The sequence below is a fragment of the Desulfomonilia bacterium genome (genome assembly GCA_036567785.1).
GTDB lineage: Bacteria > Desulfobacterota > Desulfomonilia > UBA1062 > UBA1062 > DATCTV01.
The window spans coordinates 40,785-62,106 of record DATCTV010000010.1; the positions used below are offsets into that span (position 1 = coordinate 40,785).

General features: G+C 42.0%; 17 protein-coding genes, 3 tRNA genes and 1 other RNA gene. 13 read left to right on the top strand and 8 right to left on the bottom strand.

Features of this window, described 5'->3' with window-relative positions:
- The first annotated feature begins 4 nt into the window (after positions 1-4).
- The 11 genes from VIS94_02955 (at position 5) to VIS94_03005 (ending at position 9,698) form a co-directional block, all read left to right on the top strand.
- Positions 5-910: a glycosyltransferase gene (locus VIS94_02955; GenBank protein ID HEY9160032.1), complete on the top strand. Its 906-nt coding sequence runs from the start codon at positions 5-7 to the stop codon at positions 908-910.
- Complete coding sequence (gene wbaP / locus VIS94_02960) at positions 907-2,337, top strand: undecaprenyl-phosphate galactose phosphotransferase WbaP (GenBank protein HEY9160033.1); 1,431 nt, start codon at positions 907-909, stop codon at positions 2,335-2,337. The genes VIS94_02955 and wbaP overlap by 4 nt, the downstream gene beginning before the upstream one ends.
- Entirely contained in the window at positions 2,334-3,689 is a 1,356-nt protein-coding gene (locus tag VIS94_02965) for a hypothetical protein (GenBank protein HEY9160034.1), read from the top strand. Before wbaP ends, VIS94_02965 begins: the two co-directional genes overlap by 4 nt.
- Positions 3,690-3,739: 50 nt before the next feature.
- Positions 3,740-4,204 carry a tRNA adenosine(34) deaminase TadA gene (tadA, locus tag VIS94_02970; GenBank protein ID HEY9160035.1) on the top strand — a complete coding sequence of 155 codons (465 nt, stop codon included), beginning with the start codon at positions 3,740-3,742 and terminating at the stop codon, positions 4,202-4,204.
- Positions 4,181-4,274, top strand: a tRNA-Ser gene (locus VIS94_02975). The genes tadA and VIS94_02975 overlap by 24 nt, the downstream gene beginning before the upstream one ends.
- A gap of 83 nt (positions 4,275-4,357) precedes the next feature.
- Positions 4,358-4,450: transfer RNA gene (locus tag VIS94_02980), tRNA-Ser, on the top strand.
- Between the two features lie 51 nt (positions 4,451-4,501).
- Positions 4,502-4,600: signal recognition particle sRNA small type (ffs, locus tag VIS94_02985), an RNA gene on the top strand.
- Between the two features lie 39 nt (positions 4,601-4,639).
- A complete protein-coding gene (dnaX, locus tag VIS94_02990; protein ID HEY9160036.1) occupies positions 4,640-6,208 on the top strand; it encodes a DNA polymerase III subunit gamma/tau in 1,569 nt (522 codons plus the stop codon).
- On the top strand, positions 6,198-7,157 hold the full coding sequence (locus tag VIS94_02995) for a P1 family peptidase (protein HEY9160037.1): 960 nt from the start codon (positions 6,198-6,200) through the stop codon (positions 7,155-7,157). Before dnaX ends, VIS94_02995 begins: the two co-directional genes overlap by 11 nt.
- Before the next feature lie 23 nt (positions 7,158-7,180).
- Positions 7,181-8,080 (top strand): DMT family transporter, encoded by a 900-nt coding sequence (locus tag VIS94_03000; protein ID HEY9160038.1) that lies wholly within the window; start codon positions 7,181-7,183, stop codon positions 8,078-8,080.
- Between the two features lie 139 nt (positions 8,081-8,219).
- Positions 8,220-9,698, top strand: coding sequence for a tetratricopeptide repeat protein (locus VIS94_03005; protein HEY9160039.1), 1,479 nt, complete (start codon positions 8,220-8,222; stop codon positions 9,696-9,698).
- 5 nt (positions 9,699-9,703) lie between these two features.
- Here VIS94_03005 and VIS94_03010 read toward each other — a convergent pair whose 3' ends face one another.
- The 8 genes from VIS94_03010 to VIS94_03045 form a co-directional block, all read right to left on the bottom strand.
- Positions 9,704-10,066 (bottom strand): DRTGG domain-containing protein, encoded by a 363-nt coding sequence (locus tag VIS94_03010; protein HEY9160040.1) that lies wholly within the window; start codon positions 10,064-10,066, stop codon positions 9,704-9,706.
- A 28-nt stretch (positions 10,067-10,094) separates the two neighbouring features.
- On the bottom strand, positions 10,095-11,498 hold the full coding sequence (gltA, locus tag VIS94_03015; protein HEY9160041.1) for an NADPH-dependent glutamate synthase: 1,404 nt from the start codon (positions 11,496-11,498) through the stop codon (positions 10,095-10,097).
- A 3-nt stretch (positions 11,499-11,501) separates the two neighbouring features.
- The gene (locus tag VIS94_03020; protein ID HEY9160042.1) at positions 11,502-12,344 is read right to left on the bottom strand and encodes a sulfide/dihydroorotate dehydrogenase-like FAD/NAD-binding protein; all 843 of its coding nucleotides are present in this window, start codon (positions 12,342-12,344) and stop codon (positions 11,502-11,504) included.
- A gap of 229 nt (positions 12,345-12,573) precedes the next feature.
- Positions 12,574-13,884: a hypothetical protein gene (locus VIS94_03025; protein ID HEY9160043.1), complete on the bottom strand. Its 1,311-nt coding sequence runs from the start codon at positions 13,882-13,884 to the stop codon at positions 12,574-12,576.
- 156 nt (positions 13,885-14,040) lie between these two features.
- Positions 14,041-14,346 (bottom strand): ATP synthase F0 subunit C, encoded by a 306-nt coding sequence (gene atpE / locus VIS94_03030; GenBank protein ID HEY9160044.1) that lies wholly within the window; start codon positions 14,344-14,346, stop codon positions 14,041-14,043.
- A 182-nt stretch (positions 14,347-14,528) separates the two neighbouring features.
- Entirely contained in the window at positions 14,529-16,088 is a 1,560-nt protein-coding gene (locus VIS94_03035) for an ATPase, T2SS/T4P/T4SS family (protein ID HEY9160045.1), read from the bottom strand.
- 193 nt (positions 16,089-16,281) lie between these two features.
- Positions 16,282-18,150, bottom strand: a complete 1,869-nt coding sequence (locus VIS94_03040) for a hypothetical protein (protein ID HEY9160046.1) — start codon at positions 18,148-18,150, stop codon at positions 16,282-16,284.
- A gap of 107 nt (positions 18,151-18,257) precedes the next feature.
- Positions 18,258-19,964, bottom strand: coding sequence for a hypothetical protein (locus VIS94_03045; GenBank protein HEY9160047.1), 1,707 nt, complete (start codon positions 19,962-19,964; stop codon positions 18,258-18,260).
- Positions 19,965-20,279: 315 nt separating this feature from the next.
- On the opposite strand from VIS94_03045, the gene VIS94_03050 reads away from it, so the two are divergent.
- Together VIS94_03050 and VIS94_03055 are read left to right on the top strand one after the other, a co-directional pair.
- Positions 20,280-20,376 (top strand) — tRNA-Sec (locus VIS94_03050).
- A 265-nt stretch (positions 20,377-20,641) separates the two neighbouring features.
- Positions 20,642-21,214: a SpvB/TcaC N-terminal domain-containing protein gene (locus VIS94_03055; protein ID HEY9160048.1), complete on the top strand. Its 573-nt coding sequence runs from the start codon at positions 20,642-20,644 to the stop codon at positions 21,212-21,214.
- Positions 21,215-21,322 lie beyond the last annotated feature (108 nt).

A 21,322-nucleotide genomic window follows, 5' to 3' on the forward strand; every position in this document is an offset into this window, starting at 1 on the left:
TTCCATGAAAGTATCGATAATAATCCCTATATTGAATGCGCATAAGGTTCTTCCGGGCCTTCTTGACGTTCTAAACAGGAACGGCAATCATGAAATTATTGTGATCGACTCGGAATCAGATGACGACACTTTGGAAGCCATAAAAAGTTATGATGTAAAGCTTATCCGTATAAAACGAAAAGAATTCGATCATGGCGGAACCAGGAATTTTGCGGCCGGATTTGCAAGCGGTGAATATCTTGTTTTTCTCACTCAGGATGCGCTTCCTGTCGATGACAGAACGATTGACAACCTTGTAAAGCCAATGCAGGATGACCCCGGAATTGCTGTCACATACGGCAGACAGACAGCGTATCCTTCAGCAAGGCCGCTTGAGAGATTCATCAGGGAATTTAATTATCCTCCTAAGAGCATGAAGAAAACGAGGGATGATGTTACATCAATGGGAGTGAAAACGTTTTTCTGCAGCAATGCCTGTGCCGCATACAGGAAATTAATTTTTACTGAACTTGGAGGATTTCTCACAAACACCATTATGAACGAAGATATGGAATTTGTTCACAGGGCGGTTATGAAGGGATATTCGGTTTATTATGCTGCCGATGCCATTGTATATCATTCCCATGACTATTCGTTTTCCGAACAGCTGAAAAGATATTTCGATATAGGAGTCTTTTTTGAAGACAACCCCGATATAAAGGCAAAATCAAGAAATGAGAGTGAAGGGTTCAGGTATATTGTTGAAGCATGCAGGTTTATTCTCAAGAATAAAGAATATTGCGAATTTATCTATCTGGTAACTGATACACTGGCCCGGTTTTCAGGCTATCGGTTCGGATCACGTTACAGGTCATTACCTGAAAAAGTTATTAAAATGCTTTCGATGAACAAAGGATACTGGAACAAATGAAAAGAACGTTCGAAGTTTTAGCAAAAAAAATTGCGGCAGCCCTTGTACTGCTGGCAGGAGACTTTCTAGCAATAATATGTGGTTTCATCATTGCCTATTTCATCCGGGCATGGTTTCTGGTTGATATCATTCCGATTATGAATCCTATGATGCATGGGTTCGGAGTATATGCCGAGCTGTGGATAATGCTTGTTCTGTGGCCCCTTATCTTTTTTTATGATGGACTTTATCCGTCAATAGGCATGGGTTTCTGGGAAGAGACAAAACATCTCGTCAAAGGGAATTTCATTGTATTTCTGATAATCATACTGCTCACATTCGTAACCAAGACATCCGGCATGTTTTCCAGGCCATTGATAGCCATAGCATTCATTTCGACAATGCTCTTTCTGCCGGTGTTTCGAAAAGTCTCGAGGATGCTTCTGCGCATCCTTAAACTGTGGACTGAAGAGGTCGTGCTGATAGGCCGCAGCGAGGCTCTCAATCATGTGTACTTTTTTCTTGAAAAAAATCCTGATCTTGGCTTGAAGCCTATAGGGAGCATCACATATGAATCGGAGGAATCAAATACTGAATTAATCAAGCTTGGCTCGATTGAGAATCTCGAAAAGATTAATGTCAGGGCCAATGAAGTCATTATAGCCATTCCGGGCGCCACAAACGCCGAACTTGTTGAGATTATCGAGAAGTCGAGCCATATTGCAGCAATTGTAAATGTCCTTCCTGATTTGAATGGCATTGCATCTACCGGTGTAGGTACCCATGACCTTAACGGGATGCTGCTGCTCGAAATGGAGGACAGGCTTGCCAGGCTTAGAAACAGAATTATTAAAAGGGTATTCGATTCTATCATATCAGCGTGCGCTCTTCTGATATTGTCGCCATTATTCCTGATCATAATTCTCTTCATCAAGTCGAATTCCAGAGGGCCAGCCATTTTCGGACATAAAAGAGTAGGCAAAGACGGCAAGACCTTCACCTGTTACAAGTTCAGGACCATGATTACAAATGCACAGGAAGTTCTGCAGGAACTTCTGGATAATGACCCGGAGGCAAGAAGACAGTGGGATCAAGATTTCAAACTGAAGAATGATCCTAGGATTACCAGGATTGGCGGCTTCTTAAGAAAGACGAGCCTGGATGAACTGCCGCAACTTATTAATGTGCTCAAGGGAGAAATGAGCCTGGTCGGCCCCAGGCCGATAGTTGAAAAAGAGATTGAACGCTACGGGAACAAGGCGAAATATTTTTTCAAGGTAACACCGGGAATTACAGGTTTATGGCAGGTTTCCGGCCGCAATGATATCGGCTATCAAGAGCGGGTGATGCTTGACGAATATTATGCTAAAAACTGGTCTTTATGGCTTGATATTGAGATTATCATTCGAACTTTCGGTGCGGTTCTTAAAAAGGAGGGCGCTTATTGAAAGGTTTCATTGATAGAATTCCGCTGGGCTGGATATGCCTGTTCATAATACCTGCATGCCTGATTTCACTTGCTCCATCCTGGTATCAGTATGACATAATATCAATGGATGGTGCATTTCAGTATATACCTGTTGCAGAACTCTATCTTAACGGCACTTTTATTGAGGCACTGATGCAGAAGCAGCTTCCTCTTTTCCCGATGTTGTTAGCCTTATTCTCCTGGATCACAGGTTTTGATCTTGAGATGTCAGGCCGTTTGATATCCATTATATCATTCTGCATTGCTGCAATCGGTTTATTCAGACTGACAGTATTTGTAAACTCGTCAAGGATATCAGGGCTGATTGCGGTTTTATTTATGATAACAAGCAGGGTCCTGCTGTATTGCAGTGTGGACTGTCTCAAAGAAAGTCTGCTGCTCTGTATTATAATATGGGCAAATTATTTGATACTGTCAGGAACGAGCAGTGAGAAGAAAAGTTATTCATTGATTGTAAGCGGCTTTATCCTGCTTTTTACGGGAGCGCTTCTAAGAAGCACGGCAAATTTATTCATTCTCGCCTGGTTGATTTTATGGGTCATCCATGAAAGGCGGTTGATCTTATATAGATTGATTGGACTGCTGCTGCCGATTCTTCTGGTGCTGATAGTATGGCTTATAAAACCTGATTTGCCGGTGTTTGTAAGAAGTTACGATCTTAATCAGCTTTTCGGGAAAGAATTTAACCTGATGTCTCTGCTCTCAGGGGTATGGGGTGCTGTTGACAGCATGTTTTCAGCAGGGAATCAGGGCGCATTTGTATTTTCCCTGCTGGGATTTTTTACATTCAGAAAAAATGTCTTATACAAGCACCATGTGGGTTTGACATTGTTATTGTTTCTTTTTGTTTATTCATTCTGGGGTTTCGCATCAGACAGATATTCACTTGCGCCGGTGATTATGACATATCCTCTTGCGGCATCACTGATAATGGAGTCAATGAAATCCGCAAAAAAATTGTTTGCTGCAGTAGCTTTTGCTGTTTTGCTGTTCAGTCCTGCTCAATGGATTTATAATTCTACCGGAGCCCCTGATCCCGATAAGATTGCGCAAAAGGATGCAGGCAGGTGGATTCTTTCGGTAAGGGGGCCTGGACATGAGGTAATGACCAACAGAGAACGCCTGGCTTTTTATGCAAAGTCGAAACTGATTCTTGTAAATGTTCCAGAGGATATAAAAAACTTCTCATCCGTTATTGCTGTTGACCGTTCCAAAGAAGGTGGTTCTGAAATGATTGAATCAATCGAGCATATGGGATTACATCCCTCTAACATTATTGCTCCTGTATATATTTTTTTCCCCAAGAAATAATATGTCAGGGTTTTGTTGACTTCTAATTTTAAATGATGATAAGTCCTCCGATGGATGATTGCTCTTTGATGAGAATAGCCTTGAAAGAGGCTGAAATAGCGGCTGAAGAAAATGAAGTACCTGTCGGTGCCGTACTTGTTTCAGGGGATCGGATTTATAAGAGTCATAACAGAATGATTAATAATTCAGACCCCACCGCCCATGCTGAAATCGAGGTAATAAGGAAGGCAGCCAGGGAACTTGGTAATTACAGACTTGTTGGTTCTATACTCTATGTCACGATTGAACCGTGTCTTATGTGTGTCGGGGCTATTGTACATGCAAGGATTAAGAGGCTTGTTTATGCAGCCAGGGATGAGAGGTACGGTGCTGTGGAATCATTACTAAAGGCCTTTGAGCTTGGACTCAATCACAAACCCGAAACAGCGGGCGGGATCCTGGCTGATGAGAGCTCTGATATTATCCGAAGGTTCTTTAAGAAAAAAAGAAGGGGAGAGGTACCGAAGTGGCTGTAACGGGGCCGACTCGAAATCGGCTGTCCTCCCAAAAGGGGGACCGTGGGTTCGAATCCCACCCTCTCCGCCAATGAATGATTGAGAGAATAATGAGCCGGGCTGTTGTAAAAAGAATAATCAGCTTGAATAATCGTTATTATTCGAGAATAATCCGGAGAGATGCCCGAGAGGCTGAAGGGGCGCGATTGGAAATCGCGTGTACCGTCAAAAGCGGTACCGAGGGTTCGAATCCCTCTCTCTCCGCCAGAACCTTATAAGCTTCAAATCAGGAACAATATTTTAAAAGACCTGATAAAGGATCGGGTCTCATGCAATACGGCGCTGCGAACCCCGTCAGGCCCGGAAGGGAGCAGCGGTAAGCAGTACGCCGTATGTGTATGTTAAGGCCCGGTCCTTTATCAGGTTTTTTTTGGCTTTTTTCCTTGAAACAGGGACTTGATAGATAATAATATACCGCTCATGTATCAGGTGATCGCACGCAAATACCGCCCGCAGTGTTTTCAGGATGTTGTGGGCCAGGAACATATAACAATGGTTATAAAAAATGCCATTGAATCGGATAGAATCCCGCATGCCTTTATCTTTTCAGGTCCAAGAGGTGTCGGGAAAACGTCAATTGCGCGTATTCTTGCAAAGGCATTGTCATGCGAAAAAGGTCCGGATTCCAATCCATGCAATGAATGTCCTATATGTATGGATATAACGGCTTCTAGGGCTGTAGATGTATTTGAAATCGATGCCGCTTCACATACGGGAGTTGAAAATATAAGGGAACTGATTGAAAACTCGCGCTATGCGCCCAGCACATCAAGATATAAGACCTTTATAATTGATGAAGCGCATATGCTTTCAAAAAGCGCTTTTAACGCATTATTGAAAACACTGGAAGAGCCACCCCCTCATGTTATTTTTATACTGGCTACGACCGAACTCAACAAAATACCTCTTACGGTATTATCCAGGTGCCAGAGCTATGACTTCAGAAGGATATCGGTAAGTGAGATTGTCAGTCATCTCAGGAATGTGGCTACCGGTGAAGGGTTTAAAATCACAGACGATGCCCTGACACTTATAGCTGTTCAGGCAGACGGCAGCATGCGCGATGCGCAGGGTATTCTGGAACGTACGATTGCAACCGGTCATGGGGAGATCGGTATTGATAACATTGAAAAGCTGCTTGGACTATTGTCGATGTCAAAAAAGCATGAAGTTCTGGATGCTCTCCTGATGCGCGATGCAAAGTCATTATTGAGTCTTATTGATGAAATCTACAGATATGGTTACGATCTGACTCAGTTCTACAAAAGTATAATCGAACAGTTCAGAAATATGATGGTATTGAAGACGGGATATGAGAATATTCCCTTGCCGTCTGAAGAAATAGCTTTACTGAAAAAGATGATTCAGGACCATTCTTTTGAGGAAATACACAGGGCGCTGAGTGTCTTAATAAGGTCTGAAAATGATATGAAATTTTCGAGCCTGCAGAAAATAACTCTTGAAACAATACTGCTGAGGATTATTTATGCACCCAGGTTATATGATATTCAGCAGTTGGCCCGGACAAATGATTCAAAAGCAAATTATAAAATCGGCGGCGCCGCTCAGCATGATACGGAGAAGAAAAGCAGGCAGTTTGATTCATACTCGTCAGAAAAAACCTGGAACGGTTTTCTTGGCTATTTGAAAACCCACGAAGCGCCTCTGTTCAGTATTGTATCTAATGCAAATTATGAGAGTAATGAAAATGATACGGTTGTCCTTAGTGTTTCATCGGAGTTTCACGCCGAACAGATACGCAGAGATCATGTCGAGATTGAAAACAAAGCCAGGCAGTATTACGAAAAGAATATTAAAATCAGAATTGAAATAAAAGAGAATCTTCAACGCGATAATATGATGAAACCTTCAGAAATAAGAGCCAAAGCAGCAAATGCGCCTGTCGTTAAAGAAATCATGGCGGAATTCAACGGTACATTTAGAGACTTCAAACATGATCAATAACACCTTGACAGCCATTGAAGGAATCAGGGTCGGCCACGAATCAGATTTTAATGGCGGAACAGGTGTTACGGTAATAATTTTCGACAGGCCTGCAATCGGTTCGGCAGACATATCTGGGATGGCGACATCAACCAGGCAGATTGATTCAATGGAAATAATGCATCCGGGAACTTCCGTACATGCATTGTGTCTGTCCGGCGGGTCGGCTTTCGGGCTGGATGCAGCAGGTGGGGTTGTAAGATATCTCGAGGATCAGGGGATAGGGCTGGATTTATCGGTAGCAAAGCTGCCAGTCGTGCCCACTGCCGTCATATATGACCTTTCTTTCATGGACGCAAAAGCTAGACCGACAAAGGATATGGCTTTCAAGGCCTGTATAAATGCAAGCGGATCACCGGTAATGCAGGGGACAATAGGCGCAGGCACAGGCGCGACGTGCGGAAAATTAAGAGGCGTTCTCAATGCAACAAAAACCGGACTCGGCTCAAGCTGTATAAAGGGGTTTAACGGTGTCAGTATGGGAGCGCTTGTAATAGCGAATCCTTTTGGGGATATTATTAATGGCCGCGGAGAAATCATTGCGGGGGCAAGGGAAGAGAAAGGTTTTCTTGATACGCGAAAGGCAATTGTTTCGGGGGAAAACAGAAGCAGGATAGGGGCGCCCTCCAATACCACGCTTTGCGTTCTGGTTACAGATGCTTGTCTGGATAAAATATCGGCGCTTCAGGTTGCAAGGATGGCGGGCAACGGCCTTTCAAGGCATATTTCACCATTTAACACGCCTTTTGACGGGGATATTGTTTTCTGTCTTTCCATTGGCGAGAAGGAGGCACATCCGCTTCACCTGGGAGTTATCGGCGCAAAGGCTGCAGAGGAAGCTTTGATCAACGCGGTCATGAAAGCCGGCTCCCTCGGCGGTCTTCCTGCACATAAAGATATTGTGAAATAATAAAGCCTCACTATTATCGCCATATGAAACCCGAACCATTCAACAGAAACATTCTGTATCTGATCGCCGGTGCATCAATAATCAGTTTTTCTGGTGTCTATGTAAAGCTGGTCAACGTCGGTCCGACAGTTGCAGGGTTTTACAGGACATTCATTGGCGCGGTATTTCTACTCGTTCTTTTAGTCATAAAAAGAGAACGTCTCTGGTATGGTATGAATAACTTTCTGATTTCCACGTTATGTGGACTTGCTTTTGCTGTGGATTTGTTTTGCTGGCATAAAAGCGTGCTTTATATCGGTCCGGGGCTTTCAACAATTCTGGCAAATTTCCAGGTCTTTTTCCTTGCGGCATTTGGATTTTTTATTTTGAAGGAAAGAATCGGCATAAAATTTCTTGGATCAATCATCCTGGCCGTAATCGGATTGTTTATGATCGTTGGTTTTAAATGGGGGGCATTTTCTGACAATTATAGATTAGGAATTTTCCTGGCATTGATTACCGCTGGAGCTTACTCATCATACATACTCCTCTTGAGACTGCTTCAGTCAAAGGAAAAAAGATTATCAACAACAGCAAACCTGGCGACTGTATCTATTATTACATCTGCATGCCTTTGCCTGCTGTCATTGATCGAGGGTCAATCTCTGATAATCCCGGATATATCAAGTGGTGCATATCTGATTACTTATGGTCTTATGAGTCAGGTTGTTGCCTGGCTGCTCATATCAAAGGCCCTGCCGAATGTGAAAACATCATTGGCAGGCCTTATATTGCTGCTTCAGCCGGCGCTGGCATTTGCCTGGGATATTCTATTCTTCAAGAGAGATATCGGAATAATATCGGGAATGGGTGTTCTTGTCGCTCTTGCTGGAATATATTTTGGTACTACACGGAGAAAAGATTCAGGAATTGACAATATTTAAGCTCAAAATTGGCGTTTAATATTAGACTTTACAAATAATTGGCAAGATAAGTGAATCATTATTGACGCTCAACAGTGTTTATGTATCAATATATTTAATATGAAAATCCAGCCGATGAGACATGATAGCACTGAAAAATATGAGAACTGAGTTTAAATATATCTGTCCCGTTTCTTTGACAAGCTATACGTCTATTCTATTAAGCCTGATGATTACGTTAATTCCATGGCAGTTATGGGGAAGTTACCATGATGCATATGGAAGAGGAGACACGAGTCCGGCCTTCAAGGAACTTCTTCATGATGCACAGAAGGGAGATACAGGCGCTGAATTTCAATTGGGAGTTATTTATGAACAGGGGCGAGGTGTTCCGCAGGATTTTTCAGAAGCTGCCAAATGGTACAAGAAAGCTGCTGCCGCCGGGCATCTGGAAGCGCAATACAATCTGGGTCTTCTGTACGAGGAAGGCCGGGGATTAGAGAAGGATTATAAGGAAGCTGCCAGGTGGTATTTGGAAGCGGCTGAAAAAGGGCTTGCCGAAGCGCAATACAATCTGGGCCTGATGTATGAGGAAAGCAGGGGCTTGCCAAAAAACAATCATGAAGCGGTTAAATGGTACAGAAAAGCGGCTGAGCAGGGAATGGCGGAAGCCCAATACTCTCTGGGAATTAAATATGAAACAGGCGAAGGGGTAGGACGTAACTATAGCGAGGCTGCAAAATGGTATAAAAAAGCCTCTGACCAGGGAAACGTCTATGCGCAATACTGTCTTGGCAGCCTCTATTGTAATGGCAGGGGGGTCCCTAAGGATTATAAGGAAGCTGTCAGGTTATATCTTAAAGCAGCTGATCAGGAATTGCCTGAAGCTCAATTTGCCCTTGGGCTGATCTTTGAAGAGGGTCTCGGAAGACCCAAGAATTTACCCGAAGCCTTGAAATGGTATAGAAAAGCTGCTGAACAGGGATTAAGTGAAGCCCAATACAATCTTGCGGTAAAATATGAGAACGGTGACGGTGTATCTCAGAATTATCAGGAAGCGGCAAAATGGTATCAGAAGGCTGCCGAACAGGGTGATTTGTATGCACAGATCAACCTGGGAAGCATGTACAGTAGCGGAAGAGGGGTTCCGCAGGATTACAAAGAGGCTCTCAAGTGGTTCAGAGCAGCAGCAGAAAAAGGTCTGGCGGAAGCGCAATTTAATCTTGGGCTGACATATGAAGAGGGAATGGGGGTTCAAAAAAATTATCTTGAAGCCGCCAAATGGTACCGTATGGCCGGCGATCAGGGGCTTGCTGAGGCACAATATAATCTTGGAATAATGTATGAGGAGGGATTGGGAGTGAACCAGGATTATCTGGAAGCGGCCAAATGGTATAAAAAAGCCTCGGAACAGGGGTTGGCAGATGCCCAGTATAATCTTGCATCTCTGTATCATGACGGCAAGGGCGTCCCTCAAGATTTTATCCTTGCCCATATGTGGTATAATCTTGCAGCTGCGCAGGGCAATCCCAATGCCTCCCAGAGCAGGAATGATCTTGCAAGCATAATGACCCCATCTCAGGTTGCCGAAGCCCAGAGACTGGCACGGGAATGGAAATCAAAACGGAAAACGAAATAAGCTTTTCAATCTTTGCCCGTTTTTGTTATCGATCCCCTTATGCCGGCTTTATAAAGTCTGCCGCAGGTTTCAAACATGATATAGCGGGTCGCCAGCAAGGGAATATTTTTCTGTTTTGCGAGTTCAACAGCCTCATTTAGAGGTTTCTTGCCTCTAACAAATATAATTGCAATAAGATCCATTGTATCTGCAGTGCGTACCACAAGTGGATTCGTAAGGCCCGTTAAAAGTATTGCTCCAGGTTTAGCGAAAGAGAGTACATCGCTCATGAGGTCGGCTGCAAACCCTGCCTTAACTTCAATGTCAAGTTTTGATTCACCGACTATTACTTCAGCATCAAGCAGTACCATTAACTCTTTCAGGGTCATATTTTCTCCATCTTCTTAATTTATCAAATCAAAGAGACATGATGTACTCATGTATGGCCTTGGCAGCTTTTCTCCCTACTCCCATTGCAAGAATAACAGTAGCTGCACCTGTTACTATATCTCCTCCTGCATATACACCTTTTCTTGATGTTTGTCCCGTTTCTTCATCAGCAATAATATATCCCCATTTGTTCGTATTGAGGCCGGGGGTTGTGCTTTGAACAAGAGGATTAGCACCAGTACCCACAGCCACCACGACTGTATCAACTTCCATCGTGTACTCGCTGCCCTTTTTTGGTACAGGCCTGCGTCTCCCTGAATCATCCGGCTCGCCAAGCTCCATCTGCTGGCATTCCATACCCACAACCCATCCTTTTTCGTTTCCTATATATCTGATAGGTGTGGTCAGAAGATGCAATTCTATTCCTTCCTCTTCGGCATGATGAATTTCTTCGATTCTGGCAGGCATCTCAACTCTAGATCTTCTATAAATCAGATAAACCTTTTCAGCACCTAGCCTCATGGCTGTCCTGGCAGCATCCATGGCAACATTGCCGCCTCCTATAACAGCCACCTTTTTCCCTTTGACAATTGGCGTGTCATACTCTGGGAAAAGATATGCCTTCATCAGATTTGATCTTGTAAGATACTCATTGGCTGAATAGACACCATTGAGGTTTTCTCCCGGTATGTTCATAAACGTGGGAAGGCCTGCGCCTGTTCCAAGAAAAACTGCGTGAAAACCGTCATTAAACAGATCATCAACAGTAAATATTCTTCCGATTACATGAGATGTTAGAACCTTGACGCCTAATTTTTTTAAATAATCTATTTCTGCAGCGACAATGGCCTTCGGCAATCTGAATTCAGGAATACCATAAACCAATACGCCACCCGGAATATGCAGCGCTTCGAATATCGTTACATCATGCCCGAGTTTGACAAGATCCCCTGCAACTGTAAGGCCTGCCGGTCCTGAACCTACTACTGCGACCTTTTTACCTGTTGATGAAGCAATTTCAGGGATAGAAATACTTCCCTGTGATCTTTCAAAGTCAGCCACAAACCTTTCAAGTCTTCCAATGGCTACACTATCACCTTTTTTCCCGCGCACACACTTTTCTTCACATTGTGTTTCCTGAGGACATACTCTTCCGCATATGGCTGGCAATGCATTGGTTTCTTTTATTTTTCTTGCAGCACCTGTAAAATCACCATTGGAAATCAGATTGATGAATCCTGGAATGTCAATCTCAACAGGACAACCTTCAATACAGGGTTTCGTTTTGCATTGTATGCAGCGATTTGCTTCGGTTATAGCAGCTTGAGGAGTGTATCCCAGAGGCACCTCGTCAAAATTGCGGGATCTTGCTTTTGCATCCTGTTCAGGCATCGGTTGCCTTTGAATATTCATCCTTTCTTTCATATCCATGAATCACCTCCCGGACCTGCATGAGCAGAAATGATCATAAGATTCTTTCTCCTGATCAAGATATATATGCTGTCTGTCAATGAGTTCCTTGAAATCAACAAGATGCCCGTCGAATTCCGGGCCGTCCACGCAGACAAACTTGGTTTTTCCTCCAACGCTTACCCTGCAAGCGCCACACATTCCTGTTGCGTCAACCATGATCGAATTCAGGGAAACCACAGTGGGTATATTATATTTCCTTGTAACATCACAAACAGCACGCATCATTGAGACCGGACCAATGGTGACAACCGTGTCTATATGCTTTCCAAGAAGAAGATAATTATTTTCCAATGCCTGACTAACAAATCCATGATAGCCGTATGAACCGTCGTCAGTTGAAACAATTAATTCATCCGATACCGCTTTCATTTCATCTTCGAGAATCAGAAGATCTTTGGTCCTGGAGCCGATTATTGATATTACATGATTTCCGGCAGCTTTCATTCCCTGTGTTATAGGGAAAACCGGTGCGATTCCGACTCCGCCGCCAATACATGCAACAGTTCCGAAATTTTCAATATGCGTTGGTTTCCCAAGCGGACCAACCAGATCGAGTATTTCCTGTCCCGGTAGCATCTCGGCAAGGAGGGCTGTCGATTTTCCTACTACCTGGAAAATCAGGGTTATTGTTCCCTTGATAGCATCTGCATCAGCAATTGTGAGGGGAATGCGTTCCCCTTGCTCATGTATCCTTATAACAACAAATTGACCGGGTTTTCTTTTTAAAGCAATTTGTTTTGCATCGAATACCAATGAAAACACATTTTCTGATAACATATCCTTTGAGATTATTTTAGCAGGCATGCATGTCCCCCATGTAAGTAAATTTCTGTAGGCCTTATATGATAGGAAATATTTTTATACAAGCTCGAAATTATGCTTGAACGTTATGAAATTACAACGATTTTAAGGTTATCCACAATTGCGAAGAGAGTTTTATTTAAAATTTGTTTAATTAATTTTTTGTGTAAGACTTTATAACAAGTATTTGGTCTTTGGATTAAAAAAAGGGATGCATTAAGCATCCCTTTTTTTAATCTTTTCTCTCATCATCAGAAGGATGTGTTGACTCTTCGTCATATACCCTTTTTATCTGTCGGTGTATCCCTTTGGAAAGAATAAGTGCAATAAGGAAGAGTAGAATCAATGATACAATCACAACCAGTATCGTAGATTTCTGCCATTTAGCTACCTTATCTTTAATATCTTTTGCCTTTTCTTCACTGATATTTTTATAAAGGTTTACATCAACAACCATGCCCACCCAGCCAATACCTTTGGGCTTGCTGAATCCGTTTCCATAATATGGTATCGGGGCGAAAGCTACAAAATAACTGCTGTTATCGAGTACATACGTGCGGGAACCTGATTTTCCCAAGGACGCTTCTTCATGAATTTTTGGCAAGTTTTCATCTTTGAAGCCAATTGATAAAATATTCATGTAACCCTCACCAGACGCTTCAAGATCTTTATAATTATCTTCTTTAAGCATTGGTACGGTATTATTATTTTTATCAAGACCGATTATCAAGGTTTCGTCAGGATGAGATAAAATGTTGCCATCCCTGTCAACCAGGAAGGCATAATTATTATCCTTTATATTAACTGATGCAAATATCTTATCCGGATCTGTTGGGACCAGATGATCAACAAACTCTCTGACATGCTGGAAATCTAATGCCAGTTCAACTACGCCTGCAAACCCCGATGAATCAAATACCGGTGTGGCAATACGTTGAATGCCTTCAAATTTCTTTCCGGAATCTGCCTCTTTCCTGTTTACATGATATCCGACAACTGGACCTATATAGAATTCACCAGGGGCAAGAGATTTTGCTATTTCAAAAAAATTCTCCTTTCCATATTCACCATTGTCGGGAACTGACAAGTTTTTAAGATTCTTTTTCGGAACAATACCGGCATTGGTAACTTTTATCTGTTCCATACCTGTTTTATCCAGAAAAGCAATTTCTTTGTAAAGAGGCACAGGGACTTTTACCAAGCCTATATCGGATGATTTGATAACGCCAAGATTATTTGTTGTCAGGAATGTTGTATATGCCTTGTCATCCCTGGGAAGTATGGATGCAATTTTTATGTCTTTTTCCCTATCTGTATAGAATTGAGCAATTCCTTCAGCAATATTCTTGGCCCTGAGTTCAATAGACTGCTTCTGGGGATTATCCAGAACTCTCAAGTTTGCCTGCGTTGCTTCTTCTCCAACCTTAACCACTCCCTTGCTTATAACTATACCTGTGATTGTAAGAGGAAGTACTATCAGGATAAAGAAGCTTACAGCAACACTTGCAAAATTAAGTTTAGTGTTTTTTTCTTCCTGATCCATAACCATCTCCTCGCCCTGTTATTACCAATAAAAATTAAATATGCTTAGCTCACCGTGAAAAGATTTGTAATCAAATAGATGGTGAGTTTCTTCCTTGTTCCCAGATACGCATACGATAATTTTATTATGCGTAAATTGCAGCGGTTGTTGGATAAGTTAACCTAAAACCACTGCTTTGAAAGGGTTAGCATAAAGAATGATCAGAGTAATAACCAGAGCATAGATGGCTACAGATTCAACCATTGCAAGACCGATCATCATAGTCATCATAATTTTGCCCTGAGATTGAGGATTTCTTCCAACGGCTTCACTTGCTCCTGAAATCGCATGGCCCATACCAAGTCCTGTTCCGACTGTTCCAAGTCCCATACACAAACCTGCACCAAGGATTGATACAGCTATGAAGATTACCTTTGTCCAGTCAGTGTAACCAGTTGCTACTGCAACTGTTTCACTTGCCATAACAGCGCCTGCTAATACCAGGATCATAAAAGCACAAGAAACAAAAATCTTCCTACCCATTAGTATACTCCTTATATTAATATTTTTATTTATTCTTTCCCAATTTTACCATGAATTCAAAACATTACTCTGAATAACGGTTCATTTTATACATGATAGAACTAGGTGATGCAAGTGAAAATTTACCTCCTTGCCAGGTATCCATTAAGTAGTTCTTTGTTAATTCCAGGCTCACCTTCTACGGTTTTCAGATCAATCTTTCCTGTTTTTATTGCATTGGCAAGGCTTTCTTCCATTGGAAAATAATCACCTTGAAGAGACTGGGCCTGTCCTTTGATAAAATGGACCTTGTTTTCACGAATAAATTTCTGAACTCTTGATTTGCCGAGGAGAAGTTCCCAGATTACTGTCCCGCCGTGTTTTTCTTTAGCGCCGATTCGTTTCATTGAAAATACACCCATAAGTGAATGAGAGAACAATGCCTTCATATATTCGTCCGACAGCAGTGAAAGATATTGCTCAATCGCACTGAAAACATCTATTCCCAACATTCCTACAATTACAAGGATTCCTTTTTGTGTAGCCTGCAATGCCGTTTTAGCCATAAGGCTGTCTGTAATTTTCCCGAACACGAGAATGTCAGGATCATATTTGAAAACATTTTCGAACAGAACTGATGTGTCTTTAGTGGTGTCCCTGCCTATCTCCCGCTGAATGACATTTGCGAGTTTATGCTCATGAATATATTCTATCGGATCTTCAAAAGTGACTATATTGCAGCTTTTGTTTGAATTTATGTAATCGATAATCGTTGCTATTCCTCTGTTCTTTCCCTGTCCACCGGAACTGGAAACAATAAACAGCCCGGTTTGAGATGTAAGACTTGACATAAGAAAATCAGGAAAACCCTGTTCTTTGTAACTCGGGATATCCTCGATAAGTTTGTGTGCATTTATCGCAGGTTCACCATCGCGGTGCATGAAAATATTCAGCCTGTATCTGCCCACACCTCTCTTGATGTAAGTGAATTCAACTTCCTTTTTCTGTTTAAATTCTTCCATATATTCATTGGATGTCACTTCTTTGATAATCTTATTCATTTGATCAGGCGTTACTGCCGGAAGATTTGTTCTTGTGAAATCGGCATTTTTTCTGATTGCAGGTGGAGCCCCGATTGTCAAGTGAAGGTCTGTAATGTCCGGTTCGTTTAAAAGCTTGAATATGTAAGTAGCATCTGTGCTTATTATATTCATTACATTAGGATTCCGATCAACATTCTTAAGGTTAAGGTTCATTTTGCCAAAACCTATAGAATTAAGTGTAAAGAGAATATCTTCTATCTGAGACTGTGTAGCCAATATTACCTTAATGTCGCGGTTCAGAAGATATTTGACGTTTTCAACAAGAACAAGATTCATCGGGTCTGACATTGCTACTTTTACAAGAGCGCCTTCGGTTGCAATCGGCACAGCCATGAATTCTCTCATTCTATCCTGAGGGATAAGCAACTGAGTTTCTTTTGTAATAATTTCATTTTTCATATCCAGAATCGGGATACCTGTGAGGTTTTTTAAGATGCCCAGAAACTGGTCTTCTGCCAGGTACCCGAGTTTAATAAGAGTCTCGCCGAGTTTAAGGCCTTCTTTCTGCTGCGCCTCCAGTGCGACCTTCAACTTTTGTTCATCAAGAAGACCAAGTTCAACAAGCACTTCACCGATTTTCTTGTTCTGGAATCTCTCCATGTAAGGCTCCTTTTTAGATATGACTTGTTTGCTGGTGATATCGATGCTGTGGAATTAATAAGTTATTATAGTCAGTAAAAAATTAAAATGGAAGATAAGAGATTTTGTGTTCAAGAGATGTTGCTGCTAACATTAAGAAAAGAAAAGGCGGGGTGATTGCCCCGCCTTTTCTTTATTATTTTTTTCTTCTAAATTATTTCTGCTGCATCTCAGTGCTGGTTACAGTTGCAAGCGCATTGGAATTGAGGTTAAATTTGAAGTCGATCTTGAACTGAACAGTCCATGCATTTGTAAGATCAAACTGGTCAGCGCCGAGGTTGGGGCCATATATTTTGTACTGTTTAACTTGAGAAGTAGGGTCAGTTGTATCAAGCCATTGGACCAGATAAGGTTTCGGGGTCAGTGTGTCTTTATAGAAATCACCTGCCCAGAAGTACGATCCTATCAGTGATACATCAAGACCCGGGAAAAGGTTATATGTAAGCCAGCCGGTAAGCTCTGTTCCAAGATAAGGGGATACATTGGTCTTGTACTGTACATTATCGAACATGAATAAGAACGGGACTATTTCATGGCCGTTGTTGTCGGTATATTTAAACCATAAGGCATAATTTACAGGGAATGATGACCAGTATTCATCTTCAAAAAACTTTACATTGGAACGCCATGCCATGACTGCCTGCCCCATGAATTCCCATTTGTCGGCAAAACGGTATTTCGCACCGAGCCTTCCCAACGTCATGTTGTTGAAACTTATATCATTCTGGTCAAAGGCCTCTTTTGTCGCAAGATTGACAAGGGCGTTAAAATATTTATCCTCAACTTCACCAAGGAGGATTACATTTAAAACTGAAGGTGTTCTATACCCTTTAGGATTGTATTCATCCCATAAGAATCCATTTATTTCAGTCCAGTGGGTGATGCCAGTGGTATATACCGCTGATGCATAAGGCGTTACTTTGCCGATATCATAGGCCACATCGAAAAGGGCAATACCCACTTTGCCCTCTACCGGACCCATGTCTTTTATGGGAAGATAGTGTTCTGAACCTGGTACATAATTAGGATATGAATACCCGGGCGGGGCCAGTTGATTGCCATTGTCCATAAGGGCTTTAAGATCGTCACCGATAGGGCCTTTTGTTATCTCGGCAAGAGTACCCATTCCAGTGCCGAGATAATGGAAATAATGAAGGTTTCCTTTGTTATAGTTGAACTTCCACTGGGGAAGGCATATCCTCATATTGGTGGCCGCTGATTTGGAATAGCCAAGACGGAAATCAAGCCATTGCTCTGATTTTAAGGTCTTATCAGGCTTTTCATATATCGTTACAACCCTTATTTCGTCCATGTCGTCTCTATCCAGATAATCGCCGTTTCTGGTGTTCGGGTCGTAATAAGGGACATCAGGGTCTTCATAGTAGAATTTCTGTTCGGCTTTTTTGTTCCAGGCGACTGCAAAAGTCCAGCCCGGTAATGCTTCATCAAACTGTGCAGCCCAGACAAGGCCATTGCTGCCGTCATTAAACCGGCCGGCGACAAAGAGCCCAACAGGTGTAATCATCTGTACAAAGGCTTCAGTAAGCCTTATTGTCTGGTCAGCCTTTTTTGTTGAAAGAAGTGTATAGCCGGACCCTGAATCTACAGGCTCATACAAAACTTTTGTGTTATTGTCGGAATCGAATATCAGATAATCAATATCGATACGGGCCTGAAATGTAAGCTTATCGCTGAAAGCTATAGACGGAACAAGGAAGAGTTCATTTTCAAGCCAGGCCTCGATTTTATCCGTCTGGCCGTTTGTTGGGCCACCTTCATCTGGGGGGAGAGCAGCTATTTCTTTTGTGGGCGGAGGAGAAATATTATATTTGGGTTTCAGGTTGCCGTCGTAGCTGTTTATATCGCGTTCATTATAATATTTACCGAACATCTGGTAATCGCCCTCAAGCCCTATTTTAACGTCTTTCCAGTTCCACTGGGCTGCTTCATTAACGGCAAATGCGGCACTCGAGATAACCATGAGAGTAATCAGGATAAGAAATAGCTTATAAAGGAACCTCATGTAATCCTCCTCAAATTTTGTTTATCTATGCAATCAAAGCAGGGCCTGTTTAGCCCTGCTTTGATTTTATAACGATATGCCCTAAATGTTCAATGATTAAATTAATTTTAGTCTAAGTTGGCTGTATTGATAAAACAGAGTCCTGCTTTGCTTATGTCTACATCGTCGGTGGCCATTTTCAGGAAACAGCGGCCTGCTCCATCTGATACTGCAGAGGCGCCATCTTCTGTAAGTATCATTCCGAAGCCATCATCAGTGATTGTACCTTTCAATAATGCTCCTGTTGTTATTGACAACATCAGGTCACCTTTTTTAGGGTTATTGGTAGGAAGCATATCTCCAAGCCCGCCAACAAGAAGTGCAGCAAAGTCTGAATGATCGAACATCATGATGCCCATATCATCTTTTAATACTGCACAATGTGAATAATAAGGCACCAGTGTAAGATAGATATCAAGGAAAGATTCAGTATCCTTATTTGCGTTTTCTATGACAGGGGCCTGATGCGAGCCCGCATCGAGCTTGAATGCCAGGTCAAGAGACATCATCCACAATGCCTTGCCGTTTTCCAGGTATTCGATCCTTAGGTCATTTATTATCAGAAGAGGATTTGCAGTTTTGAAATCAAAGGCAATACCGTTCTTGTTAAAGGATATTTTCATCTGCTGCAGAACAGCAGGTTTTACATCTTTGTATGAAGGAACAGCCGTAGGAATATCAAGGGCTGGAATGACAACATTACCGTTCAGCAGTTCACTTACGAACTGTGTCATGTTTTCCTGCGAGAGGCTCACCTCTATTGCTGAGGGGTCATCAGAGGTCTGGGTAAGAGGTATGGCAGCGTTGCTTCCCGGATAAAGCGTTACACCACTGGGGAATGTCCCTTGTACTCCTTTTGCCATGAAAAGTCCTATGCTGAGTGCTGACATATTGGATGTTGTACTTTTCGGTATGCCGTTTATATCAAGGTAAAGGGGTTTTGCTGCGAGGTTGAGGCCGCTCATATCCGCACCCAGATCTCCAGCCATGCCGCCAAGCAGATCATCGAGCAGTAATGAGTTGATTCCCATAGGAATATTCAATATACCTGACTTAAGTTTGAGTGTCGGTGCTACTTCTTCATCAATCCCTTCATTTCCTGAAAGTCCGTCAACAAGGTTGAATGGAAGTGATATTATGCCGGAAGTAAGCTTCATTATATCTGTGCTAAATGTCCCCTTGAAGGGAATAAGGTTATCGACTGTAAGTCCACTGAGTGACATGCCTCTGGCGCTCTGGAGAATGTCCTTGCCGACAAGCACCCCTAGTCCGTTCCTGATAAGCTGTGAAGACTTTGCAAATTCTTCTGTTCTGAAAACATATTTTGCCTTTGAAGCCTGTCCGTTCGGATGAATAGCCTGTATAAGCACCGGCATCAATCTGTCTGTATCAGATACAGGATATTTGCATATGTAAAGATTGCTTGCCGAATCATATGTTGTTTTAATCTGATTTCCGCCGCCGTCGCTTACCAGCACCTGATTAACTTTGTATTTTCCGCCTTCGACTCTGACGCCCAGTTTCACTTTCGAGCCGGCTTCGAAGGTTGCCCCGTCTTCAACAATCTGATAGCCGGCACCTGTCTCAGAATCTTTAAGAAGTGTTATGCTCGATGCATCGGCATAGGTTGTTGCAGCGACTGCAGTACCCGGAGTATCGTATGATTCGGTCTTTGTCGTTACATCTGATTCACTGCCGCCTCCTGAGCAGCCAGTCATGATAAGCAGAATCAGTGCAATCATGATTGAAGGAATCAAGTTAGCCAGTTTATTCATTGCAATCCCCCTTATTATAGATGTTATTTTTCTTTCTTACATTTTGAGCAATATATATGCCATTACTCTAAATGGTAATAAAAGCTAAAGCCCACTTGAATAAAACCAAAAAATCAGCAAGTTATATTGATTTAAACGGATTCCCTCAAAACTTGCATGACATTCAAACTATTTATTGCTTAATTTTAAGTGAAAAAAAATTCTTTGCAAGAGAAATATTTTGCCTCGAGTTGTGATGAAAATGCAAATCTATATATTGACAGGGCTAATCCAGAGTTTGACCGGGCCATGGCGCTTATGATAATAATCTCAGGTGGAAGCGGCCGGGTCCTGGTGGGTCCCCCGGACTTCAAATCCGGTGTGCTGGCCGTCGAGGTTGGCTGGTGGGTTCGATTCCCATGCGCTTCCGCCATAAAACAATTATTCTTCCTCTAAACAAAATAAATTATTCAATTAGATGAATAATTTTTTTGAACTGGAAAACGATATCATTTATATTAATAATAATATTCGTAAGCAGCATTTAAGGAAGATTATATTTTTGCTGATTTATTGGCTTGATCTGATAGGAATTGTATTTTTATAAATTCTTTCTGCAGTTTATATCATGAAAATAAACAGGGAAAGAAACGTTAAAAAATTGTAAAAAATTTGTTGATATCTTGAGGAGGTATGAAATGAAAAAGGTTATAATAATTCGAAAGAACCTGTTCTACATAATACTAACACCTTTAATTTATTTGACCTTAGCTACGACTGTTTCAGCTGTAGAGTTACCCGGTACAATACAGGGAGAATATTCAGTAGATAGCTATGGTGCTTCTGCTTATGATATCGACATTAAAGTTCCTGAAGGTATCAATGGAATCAAGCCAAGCCTAGGGGTCTCATATAATAGTAGAACTGAAAACGGTTTGGTTGGGGTTGGCTGGTCTTTATCAGGCTTGCAGGCCATAACAAGAGGGCCTGCAACTATTATGAAAGATGGTTTCTTAAAATCGGTCAGTCTGGAAAACACAGATAGGTTTATGCTTAATGGAGATTTTCTTATTCTTCTAAGTTCGGACAGCAGTAATTATGGAAAAGATAATACTGTATACCGAACCGAGCATGATGATTTTACAAAAGTAGTTGCTTATGGGCAATCTGGTAACGGACCAAAATACTTCCTTGTCTTTACAAAATCAGGTCTCATTATGAGATTTGGTGGTACGGAAATGACCTTCCCCCAATTATTAAGCCACCTTTAAAGCGAGTGTCTGGTTATTTAGCATATTTTTCTGGTTCATGAAATACTCATACGGGGCACAGTTCCCTAGGGAACTGTGCGGCCGCTTGTGATTATAGTCTGTCAGCCA